Source organism: Larkinella knui, assembly GCF_003858645.1.
GTDB lineage: Bacteria > Bacteroidota > Bacteroidia > Cytophagales > Spirosomataceae > Larkinella > Larkinella knui.
In genome coordinates this window covers 269,549-296,407 of sequence record NZ_RQJP01000004.1, presented here as the reverse complement: position 1 = coordinate 296,407, position 26,859 = coordinate 269,549, and the positions used below count along the sequence as shown (strand labels likewise).

Genomic DNA, 26,859 nt, shown 5'->3' with positions numbered 1-26,859 from the left:
CTAATGGGCGTTCTCTTGGAAACATACAAATTTATGAAAAAGTTGGGTTCATACCGGCGTTCCAGCCAGATGATTGCAGTAGCAACCTTGCTTTTAGGATTCGTTTGGAACACCTATGGTCAGGGCCGCGTAACGGTTCAGGAACCCCGCAAAGCCGAACGAACATCGGATGACGATGGCTGGGGCCAGCCTGCCCCCAAAAAAAACAAACGCCGGACGGACGACCGGGAACGCCCCAACCGGGAAACTGAAAAGGTATTCCGCCGGATTCAGGAGGACGAAATCGACTACGCGCCCCCACAAAAACTGATCGAGATGAGCTTCCGCGTGGCCCCATCGGTGACGCTCAATACCGCTGAGGGCTTTGGTTCGTACGCTGGTTTTCGTAAAAACGGGGGCGCTTTGCGCATGAGCATCGGGCCGAGCATCGATTATTTCTTTTTCAAAGACCGGTATTCGCTCAGTTCCGGCCTTTGGTACACCATTCAACGGTCGGGTTACACCATTCCAGGCCAGTTTGGGCAGCCCGTGTGGGACCCGGGTGCCAAGCTGCAGCATTCTTCCTACAATCTGCAGTATTTGCAACTGCCGGTTTCGATCAAGATGTATGCCAACAACCTGTTTCCAAACGCCCGCTTTTACATCCAGACGGGCGGGTTGATCAACATCAAACTGGCCGAAAAAGCGCTTGATCCCAGCCGGAACGGTCTGTTTCAGTTTGCGGAAGACAACGGAAATTACAGCCGTCAATACAGCCGGGGGAGTTTGAGTCTGTTGCTGGGCACGGGCATTCAATACCGGCTGAACCAGAGTCAGGCGCTGATTATGGGCATCAGCTACCAACGCGGTTTGACGGACGTGGCCCGCGCGCGGGATCTGGTGTCGAAAAACCACGTCATTTCGCTGGATCTGGGTCTTAAGTTTTAGCGATTCCGTTCTTTCAGTAACAAATCGATGTCGTGAATAATACGGTCGGCTTCCACCGCCAGCGTGCCGTTGTATAACCCGCGAATGTGCCCCTGATGATCGACCAGAATCAAGTTCTCGGTGTGTAAAAACTGCGCGGAGTCTGCGAGGAAACCCTGTTCTTTTTCCACAAAATAACTCAGCCGCGCTACGGTATTGATCGACTTTCGTTTTCCGGTTACCAAATGCCACTGGTGTCCGCTGATTCCTTTCCGATGGGCGTAATTCTGCAAAACCCGGACGCTATCGCGCTCGGGCGTAACGCTGTGGGAGAGAAATTGCACCGCCGGATTACCCCGGTACCGATCATAGACGACGCGCACGGTTTCCATCATTTTCGGGCAAATGGAAGGGCAGGCCGTAAAGAAAAAATTGGCGAGGTACACCGTATTGCCCACAGTTCGTTCGGTGATGGTATCGCCAAACTGGTCGACCAACCGAAAGGGAAAAACCGTATGCAGGGTGTCAATCCGGTTTTGATCAGCCGTCCAGATGGGTGTAAAATCCGGCGTATGATAATATGGAACCCCATCCGGCTTCGAACATCCGGCCAGGAGCAGCAGGCTACTCAGCAACAACCCGAGCCGAATCATTTTGCCAACTGGATTTACAGTTTTTTCGGCCGATGTTGCCATAATTCCGACCATTCCGGGCTTCATAATTCGCAATAAGGGTACCGTCGGTATCCCAAACCCGCTGTAGGCCCTGTTCGTAGCCCGCCAGAAAGTGGATTTGTTTGAAAAGTTGCCCGTTGGCATGCCATTCTTTCTGAATACCGCTAAATAAATCCTGCTCAAACAGGTAGTCAAACCGCTTGTTTCCATTGTCCCAATAGCCGATATGCCGACCTTCTTTTTCTCCCTGATTGAAAAGCCGCACCTCCTGTAACCGCCCTTTGGCATACCACTTTTTCTGAATTCCGTGTTCCTGCCCGTTCCGGTAATCGCCTAAAAAAACCGTATCCAACCGGGTGTTCAGTTTGTACAAACGGCCGGTAAACGGAATTTTATCGCGGTAATAGATCCCGTTTTTGAGGACTATTGCTTCGGAATCCAAATTAAGAACGGGCCGGTCCGGCGTGCAGGAACACAGCGCCATCAAAAGCAGCCCGACCCATGGGCTATTTTGTATACGTCCCCGGCGTTCCATAATAGTCATTGCCGTTGATGTAGGGACTGGCGGCCGTGATGTGGTAATGGTAAATCCCTTTCGGATAATCCGTTGTCACGCTGGTGTGGCCATGGTATTTATCCAGATCGCTGTTCGTAATCACTTTGCCGTTTTCCATAGGGCCATAAACCGGAAAACCGTCGAGCAGGAACCCTAAAATGGCTTCTTTGCCTTTGGTGGTGGTCAGATAGGTCGGTTCGGCGTGGTAGTGATAATCGCCAGCCTGGGCGGGATGGCCGTTGTATTGATCAAAACCATTGATTTCGTCCGTCAGTGGCGCCTGCATGGCGGCATATTGATTGAAGAAGGGCACGCCGTTCAACGAAACGCCGATGGGGCCGCCCGCCGTCGCCGATTTGGTGGTAGCTGCTTTCGGCGAAACCGGCAGCCGGAAGGTATAACTGAAGGACGCAATTTTGTTCGGGTTTTGCTTCCAGGCGGTATTGGTGCCGTTGTACGCTTCGTATTGCGCAGTTGCCCATTGCGTAGTCTGGAAATAAGGGCTTTTATGGTCGGGAACGCCGGTCGTTTTGATGATGACATACTCGCCGGAACGGGTAATGCTGCTTGCTCCGTAGATTTTTTTGTAGACCTCCGGAACCTCTGTCACTTCCGCTTCGGTCGCAGCTTCCGGATCAGGATCATTTTTGCAGGTAACGAAGAAGGTGGTGCTCGTTAACAGGGTCAGACCGGTTAGCAAAGCGGCTACATAATTCTTTTTCATACGGCAGTTTCGGTAGGTTTTTTATTTTAGACGCAGGAAATCGTCAGAAGCACACTTTTCTTCAAATTTTTACCATAAAGTTTATACGCCTTACCAAACGCTTTGCGGTTTACCCCATCCGGGGTAGGTGGTGCCAATTCAAGAGACTATTCTGAACTCAAATAGCCCCTGTCTTTCAACTCCTGCTCCGGAGCATTCAGCCGAATCGTTCGCCCGCCGGTATTGAGAAAATAGACGGAATCGCTGAGGTCGAGCACGGAACGATACAGATGGTCGGACAAAAGAATGCCTTTTCGCCGGGATTCCTGCCGGATGGTTTGTTGCAACTGCTCAATCTGAACCGGCATCAGATGCGAAAACGGTTCATCCAGCAAGACAAAAGCCGTGTCGGATTTCAGGATCAATAAAATTTCAGCCAGCCGCTTTTCACCACCCGACAATTGCCCGATTCGCTGGTTTTTCAGGTCGTCGATTTTCGGATACTCCGTCGCTATTTCATCCATTTTCACACCGTACCAGTCAAAAGCCGCCCGAATGGTCATCGACGGCGGCACAAACGGATGCTGGGGCAAATACCGGATCAAACCGGGTTGCTGATACGGTTTTTCGACGTAGTGCCCATCGACCCGGACCGATTGCGTTTCGGTGGGCATCAAACCCATGATGCTTTTTAGCAGGCAGGATTTCCCGCTCCCGTTCCGACCCAGCAAACCGGTAATTTGCCCGGTTTCCAGCTTCACGTAAACGCTCTGCAGGATTTTTCGTCCGCCAAATTGCAGCCAGATGCTGTCGGCTTCCAGCGTGGTTGTCGGACGGTTCATACCAGCAGCCGGAGTTGATACGAACCGAATAGTAACAGCGACGTAACCAGCAGATCGAGTACAAAAGCCCCGCCAAACAGGGCGGTTTGCGACCAACCCAGGTTGTGGTAAAACCAGAACTGCGCCTTATAATTTTTGCGGATCAGGTACCAGATCACAACGTTGGAGAAGGTTTTAACCCACAAAAAGTAGACGATGAAGAGGTGAAAATAGTCCGCAAGTCGTAGCCAGAAAGCCGCGATCAACCCCAGCGTTACGGCGTTGCTGAATACCCGGAACGTTCGGTAGAAGAGAAAAACGGCCTGCAATTTGGGAAGGCGCATACGAAGCGTTTTTTGGCAAAATAGCGCAATTGCGCAGCCTAAACGAACGCATTAACAAACTTTAACAGCGACTAAAAAGCACTTGACAAACCGGCACTTAAAACCGGTTGCGTAAGCTGCTTTTGCAAAGCCAAATGCTTAATTTGCCAAAAATAAAAAGCCAATGAAGCCCTTTCTCCACCTCCTCTTTTTCGCTTTTATCCTACCGTTTCTACCGGGTTCATTAACCCTGGCTCAATCGCCCAGATTAGCGGCCCGGGCCGATTCGCTTTTCCTGGAATGGAAAAAAGCCGGAAGCCCCGGAGCGGCTGTCGGGGTGGTGCATCAGGGTAAACTCGTGTACGCCAAAGGGTTCGGCGAAGCTGACGTGGAAACCGGTGCGCCCATTGGCCCGGAAACCATCTTCCACGTGGCCTCCCTGTCGAAGCAGTTTACGGCCTTCGGCATTGTGCTGCTGGCGCAGGAAGGCAAGTTGTCGCTCGACGATGCTATTCATAAATACCTGCCGGAAGTGCCCGATTTTGGTAAAACGATCACCATCCGGCACCTCATTCACCACACCAGCGGGTTGCGTGACCAGTGGAATCTGCTGGCGATGGCGGGTTGGCAACTGGACGACGTCATTACCAAAGAACAGGTTTTCAACCTCGTTAGACGGCAGCGGGAACTGAATTTCGAGCCGGGTTCGGCCTACGCCTATTGCAATACCGGCTATACGCTGCTGGGCGAAATCATCGCCCGCGTCACCAGACAGCCGTTTCGGGAGTGGATGCACACGCGCGTCTTTAAACCGCTGGGCATGAAAAACACGTTGTTCTATGACGATCACGAACGCATTGTCAAAGGCCGGGCATACTCCTTTTCCAAAGGAGATGGACCGAATTCGTACAAGAAAAGTGTGCTGAGTTACGCCAATGCCGGTGCGACCAGTTTGTTCACGACGGTGAATGATCTGGCCCGCTGGATTGGAAATTTCCGCGCGCCCACGGTCGGGAACCAGGCTACAATGACGCAGATGCTCGAACGGGGACGGCTCACCAAAGGCGATACGCTGCCCTATGCTTTTGCCCTCGTACACGGCCAGTACAAAGGATTGTCTCACTACAATCACGGAGGCAGTGACGCCGGTTACCGCTCTTTTCTGTGCTATTTTCCGAAAGAAGACTACGGTTTTATTGTCTTGAGCAATCAGGCGGAGTTTGATCCGGCTAAAAAAGCCTTCGATCTGGCCAACATTTACCTGGCTCCGTATCTGAAAGAGGAAAAGATGGCGAAAGCGCCCACGACTCCGGCCAGCGGATACCAAATTGACCCCGCGCTCTTCGACGCCTACGCCGGTGACTATGAAATGACCGAGATGCCGGGCTTTATCCTGTCGTTCAAGCGCGACGGAAACCGGTATTTCACCCAGGCCACCGGTCAGCCTCAGGCCGAACTGTTTCCGTCGTCGGACACCACTTTCTTTTTGAAAATAGTCGATGCCAAAGTAACGTTTCATCGCCCGAAAACGGGAAAAGTGAACCGCATGACGCTTTTCCAGAACGGGAGTCATCCGGCCAATCGGGTCAAACCGTATGAAGCCTCCGCCGAACTGAGAAAGCAACTCGTCGGCAAGTACTACAGCCCGGAGCTGGAGACCATTTACGCCATCAATCAGAAAGACGATACCCTCAAACTGGTGCATGTCCACCACGGCGAAGTGCCCATCAGCGTCGTGTCCAAAGATCGTTTACAAGTTCCGTGGTGGTATGTTCAAACCATCGATGTGGTTCGCAACCCGGCGGAACAAGTCATTGGAATCCGGATGTCGAACGGGCGCGTTCGCAATCTCTGGCTCAGTCGGTTGCCGGATGATTTTGGTACCGAAAAACCGCCAACCGCCGGTAAATAACCGATGCAAAGAATAACCCCCGTGCTTACAACTCGCCTATTTCTCAAAAAAACGCCTGCTTCTATGCGCCCGATTCTGTTAAAGCCGGTTTTGGTTTGGATACTAACCCTAATCGTAACGTTTACGTACGCCCAGACCCGTTCCGAAACACGCTACGACCGCCAGGAAGTATTGATCACCATGCGCGACGGCATTCGGCTCAATACCGTCATCTTTACGCCCAAAACCGCCCGTGAACCGCTGCCTTTTCTGTTCCGGCGAACGCCTTATGGCGTCAGCAAAGCCCCGTTTCCGGATCAGTCGTCGTATACCAATCACATGGCCGACGAGGGGTATATTTTCGTGGCGCAGGACATTCGGGGCCGTTACAAGTCTGAAGGAACGTTTGAAATGCAGCGGTTTTCGCGCGATCCGGCCAATCCGAAAGCCATCGACGAAAGCACGGATACTTACGACACGATTGAGTGGTTGTTGAAAAATAGTCCGAATAACAACGGAAAAGTGGGTATGTACGGCACTTCCTACGATGGCTGGACGAGCGTCATGGGAGCCATTGACCCGCATCCGGCGCTGAAGGCCATTTCCGAACATGCCTCCCCCGCCGACATGTGGATTGGCGACGATTTTCACCACCAGGGCGCCTTCCGGCTGAGCTACGGTTTCGAGTATGCGTTTATGGAAGAAGCCGCAAAAACCGATACGCTCTTTCCCTTCAACACGTATGACACCTACGACTGGTACCTGAAACTGGGATCGCTGGCCAACGTCAACAAAAAGCATTTTCTGGGTAAACTACCGAGTTGGAACGACTTTGCCAAACACCCGAATTATGATCAGTTCTGGCAAAAACAGTCGCTGATCACCCGCCTGGGGAAGCCCAAAGTTGCCATCCAGAACGTCGCGGGCTGGTGGGATCAGGAGGATTTTTACGGCCCGATTAAAGCGTATCAACTCTGGGAGAAAGGCGACGACAAGCAGCAAAACCATTTGATTGTCGGCCCCTGGAATCACGGTGGCTGGGCCGGGGGTGACGGGCGGAAGCTGGGCAACATCCGTTTTGATACCACCACCTCCAGCACGTTTCGCCAGTACATGCTGGCTCCCTGGTTTTCGTACCACCTGAAGGGCAAGGGTGACGGGAAATTTGCCGAAGTAACGTCTTTTCAAACCGGCTCGAATCAGTGGAAAACCTATACGCAGTGGCCGCCTGCCGAAGCCGTCAAACGGAATCTGTATTTTAGAGCCAATGGGCAGCTTTCGTTCGAGAAACCGACCGATGCTGCCGGGGCCGATCGGTATGTATCCGATCCGGCTCATCCGGTTCCCTACCGGCCCCGCCCGATTGAGGAAACCTACGGACCCGGCTCACGCTGGTATGCCTGGCTAACCGAAGACCAGCGGTTTGTGCACAACCGCCCCGATGTGCTGGCCTGGCAAACCGAACCCCTGACTGAAGACGTCGCCGTAACCGGTACGCTCCTGGCCCGGTTGTTTGCCGCCACGACGGGCAGCGATGCCGACTGGGTGGTAAAGCTGATCGATGTTTATCCGGAAAATTACCCGAAGGAACCCAAAATGGCCGGCTATCAGTTCATGGTCGCCAACGACGTGCTGCGGGGCCGGTTTCACCGGAGTTTTGAAAAACCGCAGGCTCTCCAGCCCAACAAAACCGAAACGTTCACCGTCGATTTGCATTCGCTCGACCATGTTTTCCGGAAAGGACACCGCATCATGGTGCAGGTACAGAGCACGTGGTTTCCGCTGATCGACCGGAATCCGCAACGCTACGTACCGAACATCTTCGAAGCAAGCGACGCGGATTTCCAGCAAGCGACGCACACGATTTTCCGGTCGGCGGCCTTTCCATCGCATCTGGAATTGAGCGTGTTGCCACGGTAGGAAACGTCAATCGCCCAAAAGTTGGGCTGATGACAAAGGCAAAAATCTAAGTTTGAACAAATAAACGTATTGACATTTTTTATAAATTGGGTGCTGAAATTTATCCACCCATGAAACGTTGCTTTTACGCCCTGCTTTTGCTGCTGCCTGTGCTGCCAGCACAGGCCCAGACGCTCTACAAAGACTTTGAAGTCGATTCAGCCGCCCGCCCGATTGGCGGGATCCCACTGCTGGAGAAGTTTATCGATGTCAACCGGCGGATGCCGTACGCGGCCGAAGTGAGCCGCACCAAAGGCATTGTGATTCTGTCGGGTGTCATTGAACCCAACGGTACGGTTTCGGAGATCAAGACGCTCCGCAGTCTCCGCCCGGATTGCGATCGGGAAGCCATTCGGGTTTTGAGCTTATTCAATGCCTGGAAACCGGCCCTGAAAGATGGAAAACCCGTACGGCAGTCATTTACCTATCCGGTTCGGTTTACGCCATCAGTTAACAAAAGCGAACCCGGAGCCATTACGACGTATTATTCCAAAGAGGGCAATTGGATTGCCGATGAAACCCAGGCGGCTTTTCGGCTCGTGACACCGGTCGATACGAACGGTTTACCTAACGGAAACCCGGTTATTTCAGAACGGAAAGGGACTAACTGGAAAAAAAGCCTGGAAAATAGTTTTGAAAAAATACCGTATACCCAATCCAATGAAGATGATCCATCGTTGCCGGATTCAATCCAGGCAATACGTTTGGCGATCAAAGATCCCCTGTTTAAATTTCTGAACGGAACGATTTACTCCTTGTATCCTAATGGCATGGTGATGGCAAAAGAGCTCTACGACGATGGGAAACGGATCGGGCAATCGATCTATTATTATGCGAATGGGGTGGTTAAGCGAATCGAAGAACCCTTACCAGACGGAAAAATTCAGGAATGGTCGTGGTTTCGAAATGGGCAATTACAGCAGGTTTTGATGAAAAAAGCAGTACCCCTGACTACCGACGAAAGTGAGTTGCTCAGTCAGTGGGATTCGACCGGAAAGCAACTGGTGCAAAACGGAAATGGAATGGCCCGGTTTATCTCCAAACAGGACAGCAAATGGGTAACGGAGACCGGACTTGTGAAAGAGAGACGAAAAGAGGGTATCTGGCTGGGGCGGTTTAACGATGGAAAACTAGCTTATCGTGAAGTATACCAGGGCGGCAAATGCAGCTCCGGAGTTGCCTATTACGATCAGGATTCGGTAGCCTATACCGAACCCTGGCAAAATCCCGAATTCAAAGGAGGGATGAAGGGCTTAGGGAGTTTTCTGTCAAGTACCATCCGCTATCCTGTAGAGGCTTCCAGAGCTAAAATCCAGGGGAAAGTTTTCGTCACTTTTGTCGTCTGTCAGGACGGTTCACTCTGCGATTACGAAATTATACGGAGTGTTCATCCAACCGTGGACCAGGAAGCACTGCGAGTTGTCAAGGCTTCTAACGGAAAATGGAAACCGGGCGCTGTCCGGGGCAAGAAAGTACGGGTTAAATACAACCTGCCCATCAATTTTGCTTTGCAATAAAACCGGTTTTAAAAGGAATGCCGCTTCCGGTTAGTGAAGCGGCATTCCTTTTAGTTAATCAGCTCAAAACCGCAATATGGCACCAGCACCTTCGGAATCCGGACCCCTTCCGGCGTCTGGTTATTCTCCAGAATAGCCGCCAGAATCCGGGGCAACGCCAGCGCCGAACCGTTCAGCGTGTGCAGCAGTTGCGTTTTCCCCTCGACCCGATACCGGAGTTTCAGCCGGTTCGCCTGAAAGGTTTCAAAGTTGGACACCGAACTGACTTCCAGCCAGCGTTGCTGGGCCGCCGACCACACTTCCATGTCGTAGGTTAGGGCGGAAGCAAAACCCATATCGCCCCCACAAAGCCGCAGGACGCGATATGGCAGTTCCAGCTTCTGCAATAGCGATTGTACATACCGGCTCATATCTTCCAGCGCCTGATACGATTCTTCCGGCTTGCGGATCTGGACAATCTCCACCTTATCGAATTGATGCAGCCGGTTCAGTCCGCGGACGTGGGCACCCCAGGAACCCGCTTCGCGCCGGAAACACGGCGTGTGACCGACGTTTCGGACGGGCAACTGATTGTCTGACAAAATAACGTCGCGGTACAGGTTCGTGATGGGTACTTCTGCCGTTGGAATCAGGTACAGTTTATCTTCCGTGGCGAAATACATCTGGCCTTCCTTGTCGGGCAGCTGACCCGTTCCGAAACCCGAATCCTCGTTGATCAGGATCGGCGGCTGAATCTCGAAATAACCGGCTTTCAGGGCTTCGTCCAGGAAGAAATTAATCATCGCCCGCTGAATCCGCGCCCCTTTTCCCCGGTATACCGGAAAACCAGCCCCGGTGATTTTATTGCCCAGTTCAAAGTCGATAATCTCGTACTTTTTGATCAATTCCCAATGCGGCAAGGCGCTTTCGGGCAAAACCGGGATTTCGCCGTTTTGCAGCACCACTTCGTTTTCCTCGGGCGTACGGCCTTCTGGAACGCTGCTGTGGGGCAAATTTGGAAGCGTCACCAACACCTCCTGCAATTGCTGCTCGGCGGTTTTCAGGCTGTCTTCCAGTTCTTTCGAGCGCGTTTTCAGTTCGGCGGTTTCGGCTTTGGCGGCATCCGCTTCAGCTTTCTGACCAGCTTTCATCAAGGCCCCGATTTCTTTGGCTTTGGCGTTGGAGCGGGCCAGCACATCTTCCAGTTCTTTTTGGGCCTCGCGCCGTTGCTGATCGAGCGCCAGCACCTGTTCGACGGCGGTTTCGGCATTGGCAAACCGTTTCTTTTTCAGCCCCGCCAGCGTGGCTTCTTTATTTTCGCGGATGAATGAAAGTTGGAGCATGTTATTCGGGTAATAACTGCCGAACAGCAGCTATGAATTGTTCAGTTTGTTCCAAAAGAGGTAAAATTTCCTGAGCTTCAAATTGCTCAAAATCGCCGTAATCTCCATCCTGCCTGGCATTGAATAAACGGCCGTAGACCTTACTTACCCACGAATCTAAGCGCCCGGTATTGACGTAATGCTGTCCAAGCATTTGTTTAGCTCCGCTGTGAGAAGAAATTTTAATTCCTTCCTGAGCCATCAAAGCAACGACCATGTAAAAAGAAGCATAATAAAGCCGATTAGCAGCACTATTCCATCCTTCAACTGCAATGAGCACTTTTGCATCGTTTAGCGTTTCATAGCTCTATTGATTCGATAGGTAATAATGGCTTTTTTTTCTTCTTCCGTCATAACTGTACACCTTCTTCTTTGATATTTTGATAGAACGGAGTTACTTCATAATTTGGCCAATCCGGTTTGTAGCGAATAACCGGATTGACTACTTTGGCTGTTTTAAGTTCCAATTCAGTCAATGTATCAAGAAGTGTGTACTTCAAATTAAGGTCTAATTTTTTCTGAGTAAGTACCAGAATATCCCAATCCGAATCCTTGCGGTGATCCCCCCGCGCCCGTGACCCAAACAGATAGACATCCGCCTGTGGATCAACCGCGTGCACGGTTTCTTTGACCTTTTGCAGAAATACTTTATTAGTAAGACGGTTCATGGCCACAGCGGTTTGGGTACAAAATTAGCCAGACTGGGTAGGTTTTAAAAACCTACCCGGTCTTTTGCGCTTTTCAGGCTTCTTTCAGCTCAAACAGCCCTTCGTTCAACGCATTCAGCGCTTCGGCTTTGTAACGACCGTGAACGAGCAGCGAGATGTTGTGTTCCGTACCCCCGTACGAAATCATCCGGATCGGAATGCCTTCCATCGCCTTCAGAACCTGCAAGGCAATACCGGCCTGGTCGGCACTGAAATTACCGACAATGCAGATAATGGCCTGGTCGTAGTCCGGTTCTTCCAGTTCGCAGAAGGTCCGCAGTTCGGCCATCAACTCCGTGAGATTATCGGTTTTGTCGATCGTCACCGAAACTGATACTTCCGAGGTCGCAATCAGATCGACCGGCGTTTTGTATTTTTCAAACACCTCAAAAATCCGGCGCAGAAAACCGTAGGCATTCAGCATCCGCAGCGAATGAATGTACAAGGCCGTAATGCTGTCTTTGGCCGCAATGGCCTTAAAGACCTGATCGGACGTTTTGCTGGCAATCAGCGTCCCTTCCGCATCGGGGTCCATCGTGTTTTTCAACCGAACCGGAACACCAAACATTTTGGCGGGTGTAATGGTGGACGGGTGCAGGATTTTCGCCCCAAAATACGCCAGCTCGGCGGCTTCTTCAAACGTCAACGCCCGGATCGGGAAGGTTTTCTTGACAATCCGCGGGTCGTTGTTGTGCATGCCGTCGATGTCGGTCCAGATCTGGATTTCTTCGGCCCGGATGGCTCCGCCAATCAGCGAAGCCGTATAGTCGGAGCCCCCCCGTTTCAGGTTGTCGACCTCACCCCGCGGATTCCGGCAGATAAAGCCTTGAGTGACAATGATTTTCTTATCACCATGCGCCCGCAGCAATTCCCGGAGTTTTCGTTCCGTATAATCCAGTTCGGGTTCGCCGTCGGCGTCGATCCGCATAAATTCCAGTGCTGGCAGCAGAATCGAATCGTGCTCCAGTTCTTCCAGGTACGCCTGAAACATCTGGGTGCTCAGCAACTCGCCTTCGGCTACCAGTTCTTTTTCCTGCTTCAACGTAAACGGCTTGATGCGCGTCAGCGACCGAATGAATGAGAATTCGTTTTCGATGATTTTCTGTCCCTTGGTTAGCCCTTCGTTGGTCTTGTACAACTCGCGAACGAACGAATCGTAGTGCGCCTTCAGGTGCTCGATTTTCTCAACCGCTTCGTTGGGCTGATCCGACTTCAGGGATTCGCCAATGGACAACAGCGCGTTGGTGGTACCGGACAAAGCCGACAGGACGATGATCTTTTGCTGATCATCGGAGGTAATCAGGTTGCGAATCGAGTGCATCCGTTCGGGCTTGCCAACGGAGGTTCCGCCAAATTTCCAGACTTGCATATGTAATGAGTAAATGAGTGAATGAGCGAATGAGTGAATAGCTTCGCAGAGAGCAGATATTTGGCGGAGCTAGTTACTCATTCACTCATTTTATCATTCAAAATTAGATGATTATAAACTATACACTTGTTGCTGTAATCCTAACATTTTGATGGCGGTCATGGCGGCTTCGTCGCCTTTGTTGCCGTGAATACCGCCCGCCCGATCGAGGGCCTGCTGCTGGTTGTTGGGTGTCAGAACACCGAAAATGATCGGTTTTCCGGTTTGCAGACCGACATTCGTCAGACCTTGTGCCACGGCGTGGTTGATGTAATCGTTGTGTTTGGTTTCGCCCTGAATCACGCAGCCCAGTGCAATAACCGCGTCAATTTCGGTTCGTTGGGCAAACCATTGCGCGCCCAGGCTCAATTCGAAACTCCCCGGAACGTTACCGCGGACGATGTTGTCGGCAACGGCTCCGTAGTTCAACAACGTCTGGTAAGCGCCTTCAAATAACGCTTCCGTCACTTCGGCATTCCACTCGGCCACAACAATGGCGAACCGATGGCGGCTGATGTCGGGAAGATGATCGGTCGAAAAAACGCTTAAGTTTTTTAATTCGGATGCCATTAGGAACGCTGATTACAGTGATTAAAAGGATAGGCTATGATGAGAATGGGACTATGATTACGGTGATCATAGTATAAAAAAAGGACAAAACCCCGGTCGGCTTTGTCCTTTCGCAATGATTAACTAACGCTGCTTACGACTCACCGACCGTGCTTTCCAATACCGATTTATACTTCTTGGCGGTAGCCGCTTCCGAAGAGGTTGGGTATTTATCGATAATCGAGCTGTACGTGTCGATTGCCTCCTGGTTTTGCTTGTTTTGCTCATACGCCAGAGCCAGCTTGATCAGGTAAGCAGGGGTGAAATATTGATTGGGCTTGTAATCAGCCGCTTTTTTGTAATAGTCGATGGCGTCACTGTAGGCTTTCTTTTCCATGTACGCATCACCAATAAGGGCATACGCACGTCCTTGCACCAGCAAATCGGAAGAACTGAAGTTCTTTAGTTTTTCAATGGCATCATCAAACTTGCTTTGTTTCAGCAATGCCACGCCGGCGTAAAAATTAGCCAGGTTACCCGCCGGTGCCGCGCTATATTCATCCGCAATGGCAACCAGACCTTCGTTGGCACCATTGCCGTTCAATGCTTTTTTCAGGGAATCGGATTCCCACTCGTATACCGATGGAAACATCGCCGTTTGCGCTTCCTGATCCTGGCTGCTCACCCAATACCGGTAGCCGATAAAACCGGCAACGACCAGAACAATAGCGCCCAGCAGACCAAGAACCACCTTCTGGTTTTTCTCAAAAAACAACTCCGCCTTCCCTAACGAACCCGCCAATGCAGTGGGATCTTCCAGAAACTCCAGTTTGGAGTTTGTTTGTGTCTTACTCATTTATAATTATCCAAAATTTCGGACTGCAAATTTAGTAAATCTCTGGATAATAGAAAGAAGAAAGACAAAATAAAGAGGAAGGAAAGAGCGGAAAAAGGAATCTGATGTGTGACTACTTTCTTTTTCCGCTCTTTCCTTCCTCGGTTTCTCCTTTAGTCCTTATTCCAGGATAAAAGGATAGTCTTTTTGCATGTAGACATCCTTGAACGCTTCCTCGGGTGCCGGATACGGCGACTCTTCGGCAAACTTGACCGACTCGTCCACAAGGCCTTTGATTTTCTGGTCGATCGCGGCCAGATCATCTTCGGTCGCTAATTTCTCATTCAGAATCGTTGCCCGGACATTTTCGATCGGGTCACGTTGTTTGTATTGCTCCAGTTCGTCTTTCGTCCGGTATTTCTGCGGATCGGACATCGAGTGCCCCCGGTAACGATACGTCCGGAACTCCAGGAAGGTTGGGCCTTCGCCTTTGCGGGCGCGGTCGGCGGCCCGGCTAACGGCTTCGTGCACGGCTTCTACGCTCATGGCATCGACCGGTTCCGACGGCATGTCGTAGGCTTCACCCAGCGTGTAGAGATCCGTTACGTTGGACGTACGGGCCACGGACGTTCCCATTGCGTAGCCGTTGTTTTCCACCACAAAAATAACCGGCAGTTTCCACGTCATGGCCATGTTCAGCGTTTCGTGGAACGAGCCCTGGCGCACGGCCCCGTCGCCCATGAAACAGATACAAAGATTCGTGGTCTTGTTGTATTTTTCAGCAAAAGCGATGCCCGCTCCCATCGGAATCTGGCCGCCCACAATCCCGTGACCGCCCATAAAATTGACCGACTTATCGAAAATGTGCATCGAACCGCCTTTGCCTTTCGACGAGCCGGTTTGCTTGCCAAATAACTCGGCCATAATGGCTTTGGGGTCGGAACCCAGCGCCAGCGGAATACCGTGGTCGCGGTAGGCCGTAATCCATTTATCATCTTTGGTCAGAGCCGAATACGACCCTGACGAGCAGGCTTCCTGCCCAATATAGAGGTGACAGAAACCGCGGATTTTCTGTTGCCCGTAGAGCTGACCGGCTTTTTCTTCAAATTTACGTTGCAGCATCATTGACTCGTACCAGTACAGGTAGCGTTCTTTAGGATGCTTGGCTTTTGCAGCGGCTGGCGTTGCGTCGCCCGGCGAAGCGTCGCCCGGCTTAGATTTTTCCTTTACACTTGCCATAGAGTTCGTTGGGCGTAAAAAAAGGATAACCGAATAAAACGGAAATCGTTGTGCGATACAGGGAACCGGTCTTAACGTAACAAACGACCTGTATCTTTGTTGCTTAAACACGTGGCTGTTACCACCACGATGCCGCGAAAATACGCAATTCCTGCTAACAACCATACCGATGTATTTGGAAAAACTCAACCTGACCAACTTCAAAAATTACGAGGAAGGGAGTTTTACATTTAGTGAACAGATTAATTGCATCGTTGGACCGAACGGAAGCGGAAAAACCAATCTGCTCGACGCCGTCTATTTTTTGTCGCTGAGCAAAAGCGCTTTTCACAATCAGGATGCGTTGAGTATTCACCACCAGAGCGATTTCTTTATCATTGACGGTATTTTCCGGCATGATGACAAACCAACCCAGATTACCTGCAGCCTGCAGCGCGGACAACGGAAGGTGCTGTTGTCGGACAAAAAACCGTACGAACGCATCAGTGACCACATCGGCCGGTTTCCGGTGGTGATGCTGGCACCGAACGATACCGACCTGGTGCGGGAACACAGCGAGGAACGGCGGCATTTCTTCGACGGCGTCCTGTCGCAACTGGATGCCGACTACCTCCGCGATTACCTGTTCTACCAGCAGATCCTGAAACAGCGCAACGGCACCCTGAAGCTGTTTGCCGAGCGGAATTACCTGGACGAAGAACTCCTGGAAACCTACAACGAACCGCTGCTGCAACTGGCCGGGCGCATTTACCAACGCCGGAAGCAGTTCATCGGCGACTTTCTGCCCATTGTTCAAAAACACTACGCCTACCTGAGCGACGCCCGCGAAGCCGTCGATATTATCTATGAATCCGAAGTGGGCAACGAAGAGTTTCCGAAGGATTTTCGCCGAAACCGCCAGCGCGATATTCAGTTACAGCGCACCAACAAGGGCGTTCATAAAGATGATTACGTATTCGAAGCCAACGGCGTCGCCCTGAAGAAATTCGGTTCGCAGGGCCAGCAAAAAACGTTTGTCATTGCCCTGAAACTGGCGCAGTTTGAGCAGTTACAAGCCGAAAAAGGCGTAAAACCGATGCTGTTGCTGGATGATATTTTCGACAAACTCGACGACCGCCGGATCGACAAACTCATCACGCTGATGGAGCACCACACCTTCGGCCAGATTTTCATTACCGATGCCCGCCCCGACCGGACGCGCGAACTGCTGACGTCGGTGAAAGCCGATGTGGCGTATTTTCGGACGGAAGGGTGAGGCCAATCACCCCGCCCAATTTTCCCGGTCCAGGCTCCGGTATTGAATGGCCTCCGCTAGGTGCTCAATTTCGATGTGTTCAGCGCCCGCCAGATCCGCAATCGTGCGCGAGACTTTCAGAATCCGGTCGTAGGCGCGGGCCGACAAACCGAGCCGTTCCATAGCGGTTTTTAGCAACGTCAACCCCGCCGGACTAATAACGCAGACTTCCTTCACCATTTGCGACGGCATCATGGCGTTGGAATAAATACCGGACTGCTCGCCAAACCGCTTCGTCTGGATTTCCCGCGCCCGGATCACGCGTTCGCGAATGGTTTCGCTGCCTTCCGAGGGACGGTTGGCGGTCATCTGGTCGAACGAAACCGGCGTCACTTCCACGTGCAGGTCGATGCGATCCAGCAGCGGCCCGCTGATTTTATTCAAATACCGCTGCACCACGCCTGGTCCGCAAACGCACTCCTTTTCGGGATGGTTATAATACCCGCACGGACACGGATTCATGCTGGCAATCAGCATAAAATTGGCCGGAAACTCCACCGCCCATTTGGCGCGCGAAATGCTCACTTTCCGTTCTTCGAGCGGCTGGCGCATCACCTCCAGCGCCGTTCGTTTGAACTCCGGCAGTTCGTCCAGAAACAAAACGCCGTTGTGCGACAACGAGATCTCGCCGGGTTGCGGAAAACTACCGCCACCCACCAAAGCCGCATCGCTGATGGTGTGGTGCGGAGACCGAAAGGGGCGCGTGGCAATCAGTGTGGCGCGGTGGCCCAGTTTGCCCGCTACGGAATGAATCTTGGTGGTTTCGAGCGCTTCGTGCAACGACAGGGGCGGCAGAATACTGGGCAGTCGCTTCGCCAGCATGGTTTTTCCGGCCCCCGGCGGACCAATCATAATCACGTTATGGCCCCCGGCAGCCGCAATTTCCATCGCCCGCTTGATGTTTTCCTGCCCTTGAACGTGGGCAAAATCGGCGTCATAGGCGTTTTGGCTAGTGGTAAACAGCTCCCGTGTATCGGTTATGAGCGGGGTGATTTCTTTTTTTCCTTCAAAATACTCGACCGCGTCCATCATCGTTTCGACACCAATCACGTCCAGATTGTTGACGATGGCGGCTTCCGGTGCGTTCTCGGCGGGCAAGATGAATCCTTTAAAACCGCGCTTGCGGGCTTCGATGGCAATTGGCAAAACGCCTTTGATAGGCCGCAACTTGCCATCGAGCGACAATTCGCCCATAATAACGTAGTCTTCCAGATTGCGTTCGAGCGTGATTTGCTCCGATGCCTGAAGCACACAGAGTCCGATCGGCAGATCGTAGGAAGAGCCTTCTTTGCGAATGTCGGCCGGTGCCAGGTTGACGACGACTTTTTGCCGGGGCATCCGGTAGCCAAAATATTTCAGGGACGATTCGACCCGTTGTTCACTTTCTTTGACGGCGCTGTCGGGCAGGCCGACCATGAAAAAATGCAGGCCCTGCGCAACCGTTACTTCGATGGTGATAATGGTTGCGCCAACGCCGTGAACAGCGCTTCCATAGGTTTTTGCCAGCATGAAAACCAGGGTTCGGTTATGGTTGTTACCCTGTTAGACGAGTAACCAACCGAAAGGATACAGGAAAAACGAAAATTCTTTCTTCGTTCCGATCGGTTGATTACCCGGAATTTTGGCCAGAATTGCCAGATTTCCGGCCCGCCTGTTTGTAAACTCTAAAAAGGGGGCAAAATTTGGAGTGAAATTGGTTCTCTGTCAGGAAATGTATTTTTAACACTCGCATCATGATTGCTCAAGCCGCTTACGTTCATCAAATCGAGGCTATTTTTCGCAAGGAATTTAACCGCGAGCCGGCGTTGCTGGTCCGTGGACCGGGCCGGATCAATCTGCTGGGCGAACATACGGATTACAACGGCGGACTGGTGTTGCCGGCCAGCATCGATAAAGAAATCGTTTTTGCCATCGCCCGGCGCACCGACCGAACGGGCCGCATCGTTGCCGAAAATGTAAACCAGTCGTTTTCGTTTGATCTTGACGATTTTACGCAATCGCCATTGGGCTGGCCGAATTACCTGATGGGCGTGGTCGATCAGTTGCAGAAAGCCGGGTACTTTCCCGGCGGTTTTGAGCTGGTTTTTGGCGGAAACATTCCATCCGGGGCGGGTTTGTCGTCGTCGGCTGCGCTGGAGTGCGGGCTGGCGTTCGGCCTGAACAAACTGTTTAGCCTGGGCGTTTCGACCCTCGATATGGTGAAACTGAGCCAGCGGGCCGAAAATCAGTTTGTCGGCGTCAATTGCGGGATCATGGATCAGTTTGCGTCCATGTTCGGGCGCGACCAGTCCGTTATTCAATTGGATTGTAAATCACTGCACCACGAATATTTCCCGTTCCTGACCACCGATTACGTCCTGATTCTGTGCGATACGGGCGTGAAACACTCCCTCGGCGACAGCGAATACAACACCCGGCGGCAGGAATGCGAAACCGGTGTTGCCATTTTGCAAAAATACAAACCCGACATTCGCCTGCTGCGCGATGCGTCGACGGAACTGGTGGATGCGCACCGCGACGAAATGCCGGGGAAGGTCTACCAGCGTTGCCGGTATGTTACCGAAGAGATTCGGCGCGTCCGGGTAGCGTGCGAATTTTTACTGCAGAACGACCTGGCGGCTTTTGGCAAAAAGATGTACGAAACCCACGCCGGTTTGCAGCACGATTACGAGGTCAGCTGCCCCGAACTGGATTTTCTGGTCGACCAGACGCGGCCGGACGATGCGGTTTTGGGAGCGCGCATGATGGGGGGCGGTTTTGGCGGTTGTACCATCAACATCGTTGCCCGCGAAGCCGCCGACGCCTTTGTTGCCCGCATGAGTATGGCTTATGAGGAAGCGTTTCACATCGAACTAAAATGCTATCCGGTACGGATTACGGACGGGACCTCGGTGCTGGAGGTGTGAAAATCCCTTCAAAACCGCTGACAGGGTCTTCGACCGCTGTCAGCGGCAAAGCATACTCGTAAAACCATCACACCACCAGACTCCAGCCTTCGCGGTAGTCGCGCTTCACATACTGATTGGCCGGGTCGTAGTTCGTGATTTTCATATTGGCGGCATCCCACAACAGCTTTTTCCGGCCGTTGTATTTATCGGCGGTTTTCTTAGCCGTCGGATTGTCGCGCAGCATCCAGCTCCGCAGGGCCAGGTTGCCAATCAGAATGCTTTCGGCAAACGGCGCGGCATATTCGAACGGCGAACTGGTGACGCCTTTGCCATACCCGGCGATGCAGGCATCGACCCATTGCAGATAGTGATCTTCGTTCGGTACGCGGGCAATCGTTTCGGGGATGTTGATCGACTCATTGGCTTTCAACGGCAGCAGACGCGGATTCGCACCGTAGCAGTCGGCCATCAGTTTCCCTTTTGACCCGATGAACAACACCCCGCCGTCGGAATTGCCAAACGCTTCGCCCGGCAACAATTCTTCCGGGAGTTCGGGCAGAATGCCACCGTCGTACCAGCTTAGTTTAATGTCGCCCTTGTTGTCTTTCCGGGGATAATTCAGGTGAATCGACGACGAGAACGGCGTCCAGTCGGGGTTGTGATCCTGTTCCCGGAGCGTAAATGTCCAGGTTCCGGCCACGCTGCATTCCACCGAATTGGGGTAATCGAGCGGCAAAATCCGGAAAACCGGGTCCAGAATGTGGCAGGCCATGTCGCCCAGCGCGCCCGTTCCATACGGCCACCAGCCCCGCCAGTTCCAGGGCAGATACGACTGGTTATACGGCACTTTTTTGGCGGGTCCCAGCCACAGATCGAAGTCCAGCTCTTTCGGAATCTCGAACGACTGATCGGTTGGAACGGCTTGCGGCCAAACCGGGCGGTTGGTCCAGGCCAGCACTTTATGCACCTCGCCAATGGTTCCGGCATCGTAGATTTCTTTCATCCGGCGAACGCCGTTGCCCGAACCGCCCTGGTTGCCCATCTGGGTGATTACCTTGTATTTTTTAGCCGCCTGCCCCAGAATCCGCGATTCGTAAATGTCGTGCGTCAGCGGTTTTTGGGTATACACGTGCTTGCCCAGTTGCATCGCGGCCAGGGTTGCCACGGCGTGGGTATTGTCGGGCGTCGAAATGGAGCAGGCATCGATGTTCTTACGTTCTTTGGCCAGCATTTCCCGAAAATCCTTGTAATACGGCGCTTTCGGAAACCGGGCGCGGGATTCAACCGCCTGACGGTCATCCACATCGCACAGCGCGACAATATTGACATTCGGACTCTTTGCAAAAGCCGCCAGGTCACTCTTGCCTTTGCCGCCCACGCCAATACCGGCAATGTTCAGCTTGTCGCTGGGGGCAATGAAGCCTTTTCCGAGCACGTGCCGGGGAACGATCATAAACGAGGTGGCAGCCAGTGACGATGTTTTCAGGAAATTCCGACGGCCGGAATTCTCCGCAGTTGAGGGGTTGTCTTCCATAAAAAAGGGGTTTAGAAAGAAGAAAATTCATCCCCGTTTTTTGCTGGACACATTCCATTGACCGTCAAGAAACAAGGATAAAATGAATACGGAAAAACCGCCGGATTGGGCTAGTACGGTCCCAAAATAAGTCTGGCTTTTCGCTATGGCCCCTTTCCTGATTCAAAAACGGCTTACTTTCCATCGCCAAACACCTGAAATTCCCGGACGCCCGGATAGCCCTGTGAATCCTGAATGACAAGCCGGAATTTCTGCGCCTGAACAGGCTCAATCGTTTTCGACCAGGTATTCATGGTGGTATCCTGCGCCAGCGTGACCCACTGCCCGTTTTTTTCGTATTGGATGGAGAAGGCATTGATTTTGGACTTCTCATTCCCGTATTCACTCGCGGCAATCCGGCTGACCGTCTGCGGTTTACCCAGATCCACTTCCAGCCAGCCGGCATGCTGATACAGGTTCATCACCGAATCGGAGAAGTAATGAATATTCTTGCCATAATACGCATCGAAATTCACATCGGTTCGTCGGCCCATTTTCCAGAATGTAGCCGGATTGTCGTCGACGGCGACTGAGGCATCGTGCAAAAAGGGGCCGATCGCACTCGAAGCCCGGGCTCTTTTGCCGTACGAAAGGGCGTTGGTGGTCGAAAACGGCCTGATTTGCCCCAGCGATTCGGCGGGTTTATCCAGCGTTAAAGCCACGACGGTTGCCACGCCGTCGGTGTCCATCGCCGGAATCGTCAGGCGAAGGTCGGCGGTTTGCTGGTTTACACCCACGGGCGCACCGTTCAGCAACCGGGCACTTTTGACCTTCGCAGCCAGGGGCGGCAGCCGAATTTCGCCCGGTTGTTTGGAAAACAGGAACAGGTAGACGGTATTGCCCCGGTAGGCACTGACGTAATCGGTGGCTGGCGTATAGGGCCCACCGCGCGTTTTGTAAAGAGCGTCCGCGTGTCGGTTAATCCAGGTACCCATTTCCTGAGTCCGGGTTACAAACGAAGCCGGGAAGACGCCCGTACTATCCGGCCCGATGTTGAACAGCAGGTTGCCATTGCCGCCCACGCAGCGCACCAGCGTTTGCACGCATTCGGGCAGTGAACGGGGTGAATCGCCAAAGCGCCAGGCCCACTGGTGGCCCATGTTGGTGCAGGTTTCCCACGGAATGGCTCCGTAACCAGCCACAAAACCTTCGGGCGTGGTGTAGTCGGCATACTGGCCTAGATACGCGTGCGACTCGTCGGGCGTGAAGGGTTCGAGCCGGTTGTTGATGATGATGCGGGGTTGAAGGCGACGGGCCAGGTCATACACTTTTTTGGGTTCAACCGGGCTGGGCCACCCTTCGTAATCAATCCAGAGCAGGCTGATGGTTCCGTAGTTGGTCAGCAGTTCGTTGACCTGTTTCAGCACCCGATCGGCAAACTGCCCGTTGGTGGCCGGATTCCGGCAATCGGGGTCTTTCCAGTCGGCCACCGAAAAATACCAGCCAATGGGCATTCCTTCGTCGTGAGCCGCCTGGGCAAGTTCTTTGCAAACATCGCGGCCAAACGGCGACGACATCACGTTGTAGGACGTGGTCCGGGTATTCCACAAACAAAAACCGTCGTGGTGTTTGGCCGTCAGAACGATGTATTTGAAGCCGTTGGCTTTGGCCATTTTCACCCACTCGCGGGCGTTGAAGCGCGTTGGGTTGAACTGCAAATACAGCGAATCATAGCGGCTGGGTCCGTATCCCTTCCGCGACCAGCTGATTTCCTTGCCGATGCGCGAAACCGGTCCCCAGTGAATAAACAGGCCCAGGCGACTATCGCGCCACCATTGCAGCCGCTGGTCCTGCGACAAAGTCGATTGCGCAACGAGGGTTTGACTGGCCGCGAACAGCAGCATCAGGAAACGGAATTTTAGTTTCATTGTCTGGAAATTGAAAAGTTGATTCAGGTTGTCAAGATGTATTCGGCTGACGGTTTTTAGGGGTTTACCCGGACGCCGGAACCTCAACCCGGATGGGTGTGGCAGTGACATGGCCGCGCAAACTGTAGTAAACGATGTAGGCATAACACAAAACCGGTACGGTGAACGCCAGCCGAATGCCCTGCGCATCGGAAATCAGTCCCATCAACGGCGGCACGATGGCACCACCCACGATGCTCATGATAATCAGCGACGAGCCACTTTTTGTGTACGCTCCCAGGTTTTTGATGCTGAGGGTAAACAGGATCGGATACATGACGGACGTGCCCAAACCCACACAGGCCAGCAGATACACCGAAACATATCCGCTCGTCAGCACGGAAGCCGTAACCAGGAGCATGGCCCCGGCGGCACAAACCGTCAGCAGCCGGGGCGGATCGATGCGCTGCAACACCCAGGCACCCGCCAGCCGACCCACCAGCACCAGTCCCATGAACAGCGTGATGAACAGGGCGGCTTTCTGTTCGGTTAATCCTGGTAACTGTTGCGACTTGGCATACCGAATTAAAAAACTCACAATCCCAACTTCGGCCCCGAGGTAACAGAACACGCCCAGCGCCCCCAGCACGGTATGGCGAAACCGGAAAAGATGAACCAGCCGCACCGCCGACTCGCCTTTTTCCTGAATGGAGGGCAGTTTGATGAACCACAACGCCACCGCCAGCACCCCGAATAAAACCGCCAGACTCAGGTACGGTAGTTTCACCAACTGCGCTTCGGCGTTAAAAAAGGCGGCTCGTTCGACGGTATTGTAGGCGCGAATGGCGGTTTCGGGAATATCCTCCGCGTGGAGCAGAAACCGCGCACCGAGGTACGGCCCCAGTGTGGCACCCAGCGAACCAACCGCAGCGGCCAGACTAAGCCGGCTGGAAGCCCGTTCGGGTGCGCCCAGCACCGAAATGTACGGCGTCGCCGTCACTTCCAGCAGCGTAAAACCGGCCGCCATGATGAACAAAGCCGTCAGAAAAAGCGGGTAATACCGGGTTTCGGCCGCCGGAAAAAACAACAGCGCCCCCGCAGCCGCCGTGAGCAAACCCGTAACCATTCCCGCCCGGTAGCCAAATCGCCGGATAAACTGACCAACCGGCAACGCCAGCAGAAAATACCCGCCGAAAAACGCCGACTGCACCAGCGACGATTGCAAATCCGTCAGCTGACAGGCTCGTTTCAGGTGCGGAATCAGGACATCGTTGATGTTGCGGCTCAGGTTCCAGATAAACATCAGGCTCATCACAGCCAGCAGCGGAACGACAAAGCGGGGTGCGGAGGTCGATTTCATGGCGTGGCGGTATCGCTGAGGACAAAGACCGGCTGCATCTCGGCCCAGTGTTCGCCGGGCTGCGCTTCCGGCAGGCGTTGCTGAAACCGGCCCATCAAAACCGCCCATTCGGCCTGCCGGGGGAAATCGCCAATTTTCCGAAATGCCTGCTCGACGCTCAACTCGTCGGGGGTTTCAACGATCATGAACAGGCGGGTGCCAATCCGGTAAATCTGCATGTCCAGAATACCGCCCGCCCGAATGCCCGCCGGTATTTCGGGCCAGATGTGATCGGGGCGGTGGTACTGGTCATACTGCGCGATCAGCGCCGGGTCATTTTTCAGGTCAAGGGCAAAACAGGTGCGCATACGGGTCGTTAGCGATTGCTGAATGGATTATAGTTTCTTTTCTTCATCGCCGGTACCCTAATTCGGCACCACCACTTACCGGGAGAATGCAACCCGTGATGAACCGGGCGGCATCCGAAACCAGAAATACCGCTGCGTCGGCAATTACGTCGCCTTCGGGGCAGTAGCCCAGCGCGTGAATGTCGTCCAGATACGTTTCAATAGTCGCCGGATTGGGTTGCTGAGCCGCCCAGATACGGAGCATGGGCGTCCAGACTCCCGCCGGGCCAATAGCATTGACGCGAATGCCAAACGGGGCATAATCCAGCGCCATGGCTTTCGTCAGGGCGTTCATACCGCCTTTGGTGGCAACGTATGCCGCGTGGTTGGCCTGACCCAGTTCGCCCACCAGACTGCTGGTGTTCAAAATGCAACCCCGGGTTGCCTTCAGGAATTCAAGCCCATACCGGGTGGTCCAGTAGACACTTTTCAGGTTCACGGATAGCAACGCATCCCATTCATCCTCGCTCGTTTCGTCCAGCGGTTTCGACGGGCTGGCGATTCCCGCGTTGTTGTGAATGACATCGATCCGCCCGAAACGGTCCAACGCCTGCTCCATGGCTTTTTGGACTGATGCTCCCCGCTGCACCTCGCCGACCATTCCGGCGTGTTCGCTGCCCAGCCGGTCGAGCAGGGTTGCCAGCGCGGTTTCGTCACGATCCATCACAAACAGGGAGGCTCCGGCCCGGACGTAGGCGTCGGCGCAGGCTTCCCCAATGCCCGAAGCACCACCTGTCAAAAATATAACTTTACCCGTTAGTTGAGTCATTACTGGTACGGAATTAGTCGATCAGATCACTGCTGCTGCCGGGTTCCTGCGGCACCTGGTAATACCCCCGGACCAGGTCGGCGGGATGGGTAAAATACGGTCGTAAATGCGGAATATGTTCCAGAAAGAGGTTTTCGTGTTCCATACCGATGTGGTTGAACAGCACCAGGTGTTGATGAATCTGCCCCATATCGCCCACGTGCGGCACCACCGGAATATTCAGCTGTTTGGCCAGCAGGCTAACCGTCAGAAACTCCGAGATTCCGCCCACGCGAACGGCATCGACCTGACAGAACGCCATGGCTCCGGCCTGCAGGAAGTTCTTGAAAATGACTTTGTTGGGAATGTGTTCGCCCGTGGCTACTTTGTAGGGTGCCATGGCATCGGCAATGGCCCGGTGGCCCAGCACATCGTCGGGGTGCGTCGGTTCTTCGATCCAGAAGGGGTTGATCCGGCTCAGTTCGCGGCAGATCGTCAGCGCCTGGGGCACATTCCAGCGCTGGTTCGCATCGAGCATGATGGTAGCCGCATCGCCCGCCGTTTCCCGAATCAGTTCCGCCCGCCGGAGGTCACGCTGCGGATCAGTGGAGCCAACCTTCAGTTTCAACGCCGTGAATCCGCGATCCATCGCTGTTTTCGTATTCGCTACGATGCGTTCATCTGAAAAATTAAACCAGCCCACGGACGTATCGTAGCCTTTGTACCCGGTTTTCAGCACGTTCTCCCGGCACGAGCGCGTAGCCTGCGACTTCGTCAACAGATCGATGGCCTGCCGGCGCGTCAGTACATCCTCCAGATAGCTTAAATCCAGCGTATTTACCAACGCTTCGGGCGAAAGATCCAGGAGCAGTTTCCAGAGCGGAAGCTGGCGCGACTTGGCCCACAGGTCGAAACAGGCATTGACGAGGGCGGCCAGGGCCAGATGCACCACGCCTTTGTGCGGCCCCAGCCAGCGTAACGAAGGCGAATCGGCCAGCGCGCGGTAGGTGGTGCCGAAGTCGGCCATCAGTTCTTCGATCTCGCGCCCCACCAGCGGCTCCGACAGGTAGTCGATGGCCCGGCAAACCAGGTCGTTACCGGCGCCCAGCGTAAACGCCAGCCCGATTCCTTCGGTGGCCGCATCGGTTTTCAGCACACAAACGGCGTAGGAATATTGAGGAGTACGATGGATGGCATCGGACCCGGCCCCATCGGCCAGGGTAAAGCGCCGGTCGCGGGTTGTTACGGACTGAATATGCATACGAGGAAGGCAAATGCCGGGTTTTACAACGGCCGATATTAATCTGGATTGAT

24 protein-coding genes and 1 pseudogene are annotated in these 26,859 nt (G+C 53.4%); 6 read left to right on the top strand and 19 right to left on the bottom strand.

All coding sequences use genetic code 11. The features are described 5' to 3' along the window. Positions 1-33: 33 nt before the first annotated feature. On the top strand, positions 34-927 hold the full coding sequence (locus EHT87_RS19660) for an outer membrane beta-barrel protein (RefSeq protein WP_124908374.1): 894 nt from the start codon (positions 34-36) through the stop codon (positions 925-927). On the opposite strand, the gene EHT87_RS19655 is transcribed toward EHT87_RS19660, so the two are convergent. From EHT87_RS19655 to EHT87_RS19635, 5 genes are all read right to left on the bottom strand, one after another. Continuing rightward, positions 924-1,559 carry an SCO family protein gene (locus tag EHT87_RS19655; protein WP_185716290.1) on the bottom strand — a complete coding sequence of 212 codons (636 nt, stop codon included), beginning with the start codon at positions 1,557-1,559 and terminating at the stop codon, positions 924-926. The two genes, EHT87_RS19660 and EHT87_RS19655, sit on opposite strands and share 4 nt — an antisense overlap. Beyond that, a complete protein-coding gene (locus EHT87_RS19650; protein ID WP_221622046.1) occupies positions 1,531-2,022 on the bottom strand; it encodes a toxin-antitoxin system YwqK family antitoxin in 492 nt (163 codons plus the stop codon). Before EHT87_RS19650 ends, EHT87_RS19655 begins: the two co-directional genes overlap by 29 nt. Positions 2,023-2,086: 64 nt before the next feature. Next, positions 2,087-2,860, bottom strand: coding sequence for a YHYH protein (locus EHT87_RS19645; protein ID WP_124908371.1), 774 nt, complete (start codon positions 2,858-2,860; stop codon positions 2,087-2,089). Positions 2,861-3,006: 146 nt separating this feature from the next. Then, positions 3,007-3,681, bottom strand: coding sequence for an ATP-binding cassette domain-containing protein (locus tag EHT87_RS19640; protein WP_124908370.1), 675 nt, complete (start codon positions 3,679-3,681; stop codon positions 3,007-3,009). Further along, positions 3,678-4,004, bottom strand: coding sequence for a hypothetical protein (locus EHT87_RS19635; protein ID WP_124908369.1), 327 nt, complete (start codon positions 4,002-4,004; stop codon positions 3,678-3,680). Before EHT87_RS19635 ends, EHT87_RS19640 begins: the two co-directional genes overlap by 4 nt. Positions 4,005-4,167: 163 nt before the next feature. Here EHT87_RS19635 and EHT87_RS19630 point away from each other — a divergent pair, with 163 nt between their 5' ends. The 3 genes from EHT87_RS19630 to EHT87_RS19620 all read left to right on the top strand — a co-directional run bounded on the left by EHT87_RS19630 (position 4,168) and on the right by EHT87_RS19620 (position 9,350). Further along, on the top strand, positions 4,168-5,895 hold the full coding sequence (locus tag EHT87_RS19630) for a serine hydrolase (protein ID WP_124908368.1): 1,728 nt from the start codon (positions 4,168-4,170) through the stop codon (positions 5,893-5,895). A 63-nt stretch (positions 5,896-5,958) separates the two neighbouring features. Continuing rightward, positions 5,959-7,794 carry a CocE/NonD family hydrolase gene (locus EHT87_RS19625; RefSeq protein ID WP_124908367.1) on the top strand — a complete coding sequence of 612 codons (1,836 nt, stop codon included), beginning with the start codon at positions 5,959-5,961 and terminating at the stop codon, positions 7,792-7,794. 110 nt (positions 7,795-7,904) lie between these two features. Next, entirely contained in the window at positions 7,905-9,350 is a 1,446-nt protein-coding gene (locus tag EHT87_RS19620) for a TonB family protein (protein ID WP_124908366.1), read from the top strand. A 50-nt stretch (positions 9,351-9,400) separates the two neighbouring features. On the opposite strand, the gene serS is transcribed toward EHT87_RS19620, so the two are convergent. The 7 genes and pseudogenes from serS to pdhA all read right to left on the bottom strand — a co-directional run bounded on the left by serS (position 9,401) and on the right by pdhA (position 15,449). Beyond that, complete coding sequence (serS, locus tag EHT87_RS19615; RefSeq protein ID WP_124908365.1) at positions 9,401-10,672, bottom strand: serine--tRNA ligase; 1,272 nt, start codon at positions 10,670-10,672, stop codon at positions 9,401-9,403. 1 nt (position 10,673) lies between these two features. Further along, a pseudogene (locus EHT87_RS19610) lies at positions 10,674-11,000 on the bottom strand (HEPN domain-containing protein); the annotation flags it as partial. Positions 11,001-11,061: 61 nt separating this feature from the next. Further along, positions 11,062-11,379, bottom strand: a complete 318-nt coding sequence (locus EHT87_RS19605) for a nucleotidyltransferase domain-containing protein (protein WP_124908363.1) — start codon at positions 11,377-11,379, stop codon at positions 11,062-11,064. 73 nt (positions 11,380-11,452) lie between these two features. Further along, a complete protein-coding gene (locus EHT87_RS19600) occupies positions 11,453-12,787 on the bottom strand; it encodes an aspartate kinase (protein WP_124908362.1) in 1,335 nt (444 codons plus the stop codon). Between the two features lie 111 nt (positions 12,788-12,898). Next, positions 12,899-13,396 carry a 6,7-dimethyl-8-ribityllumazine synthase gene (gene ribH / locus EHT87_RS19595; protein ID WP_124908361.1) on the bottom strand — a complete coding sequence of 166 codons (498 nt, stop codon included), beginning with the start codon at positions 13,394-13,396 and terminating at the stop codon, positions 12,899-12,901. A gap of 133 nt (positions 13,397-13,529) precedes the next feature. Beyond that, positions 13,530-14,231: a tetratricopeptide repeat protein gene (locus EHT87_RS19590; RefSeq protein WP_124908360.1), complete on the bottom strand. Its 702-nt coding sequence runs from the start codon at positions 14,229-14,231 to the stop codon at positions 13,530-13,532. A gap of 159 nt (positions 14,232-14,390) precedes the next feature. Next, a complete protein-coding gene (gene pdhA / locus EHT87_RS19585; RefSeq protein WP_124908359.1) occupies positions 14,391-15,449 on the bottom strand; it encodes a pyruvate dehydrogenase (acetyl-transferring) E1 component subunit alpha in 1,059 nt (352 codons plus the stop codon). 169 nt (positions 15,450-15,618) lie between these two features. On the opposite strand from pdhA, the gene recF reads away from it, so the two are divergent. Next, positions 15,619-16,704: a DNA replication/repair protein RecF gene (gene recF, locus EHT87_RS19580; protein WP_124908358.1), complete on the top strand. Its 1,086-nt coding sequence runs from the start codon at positions 15,619-15,621 to the stop codon at positions 16,702-16,704. A 6-nt stretch (positions 16,705-16,710) separates the two neighbouring features. Here the strand turns inward: recF and EHT87_RS19575 are convergent, their stop codons facing one another. Continuing rightward, a complete protein-coding gene (locus EHT87_RS19575) occupies positions 16,711-18,252 on the bottom strand; it encodes a YifB family Mg chelatase-like AAA ATPase (RefSeq protein ID WP_124908357.1) in 1,542 nt (513 codons plus the stop codon). 224 nt (positions 18,253-18,476) lie between these two features. Here EHT87_RS19575 and galK point away from each other — a divergent pair, with 224 nt between their 5' ends. Then, positions 18,477-19,649 carry a galactokinase gene (galK, locus tag EHT87_RS19570; protein ID WP_124908356.1) on the top strand — a complete coding sequence of 391 codons (1,173 nt, stop codon included), beginning with the start codon at positions 18,477-18,479 and terminating at the stop codon, positions 19,647-19,649. Positions 19,650-19,716: 67 nt separating this feature from the next. Here galK and EHT87_RS19565 read toward each other — a convergent pair whose 3' ends face one another. From EHT87_RS19565 to EHT87_RS19540, 6 genes are all read right to left on the bottom strand, one after another. Beyond that, the gene (locus EHT87_RS19565) at positions 19,717-21,165 is read right to left on the bottom strand and encodes a Gfo/Idh/MocA family protein (RefSeq protein WP_124908355.1); all 1,449 of its coding nucleotides are present in this window, start codon (positions 21,163-21,165) and stop codon (positions 19,717-19,719) included. A gap of 173 nt (positions 21,166-21,338) precedes the next feature. After that, entirely contained in the window at positions 21,339-23,072 is a 1,734-nt protein-coding gene (locus tag EHT87_RS19560) for an alpha-L-fucosidase (protein ID WP_124908354.1), read from the bottom strand. Positions 23,073-23,136: 64 nt separating this feature from the next. Continuing rightward, the gene (gene fucP / locus EHT87_RS19555) at positions 23,137-24,411 is read right to left on the bottom strand and encodes an L-fucose:H+ symporter permease (protein WP_124908353.1); all 1,275 of its coding nucleotides are present in this window, start codon (positions 24,409-24,411) and stop codon (positions 23,137-23,139) included. Next, positions 24,408-24,758, bottom strand: a complete 351-nt coding sequence (locus EHT87_RS19550) for an L-rhamnose mutarotase (RefSeq protein WP_124908352.1) — start codon at positions 24,756-24,758, stop codon at positions 24,408-24,410. The genes fucP and EHT87_RS19550 overlap by 4 nt, the downstream gene beginning before the upstream one ends. Before the next feature lie 43 nt (positions 24,759-24,801). Continuing rightward, complete coding sequence (locus EHT87_RS19545) at positions 24,802-25,566, bottom strand: SDR family NAD(P)-dependent oxidoreductase (protein ID WP_124908351.1); 765 nt, start codon at positions 25,564-25,566, stop codon at positions 24,802-24,804. 13 nt (positions 25,567-25,579) lie between these two features. Further along, entirely contained in the window at positions 25,580-26,806 is a 1,227-nt protein-coding gene (locus EHT87_RS19540) for an enolase C-terminal domain-like protein (protein WP_124908350.1), read from the bottom strand. Positions 26,807-26,859: the final 53 nt, after the last annotated feature.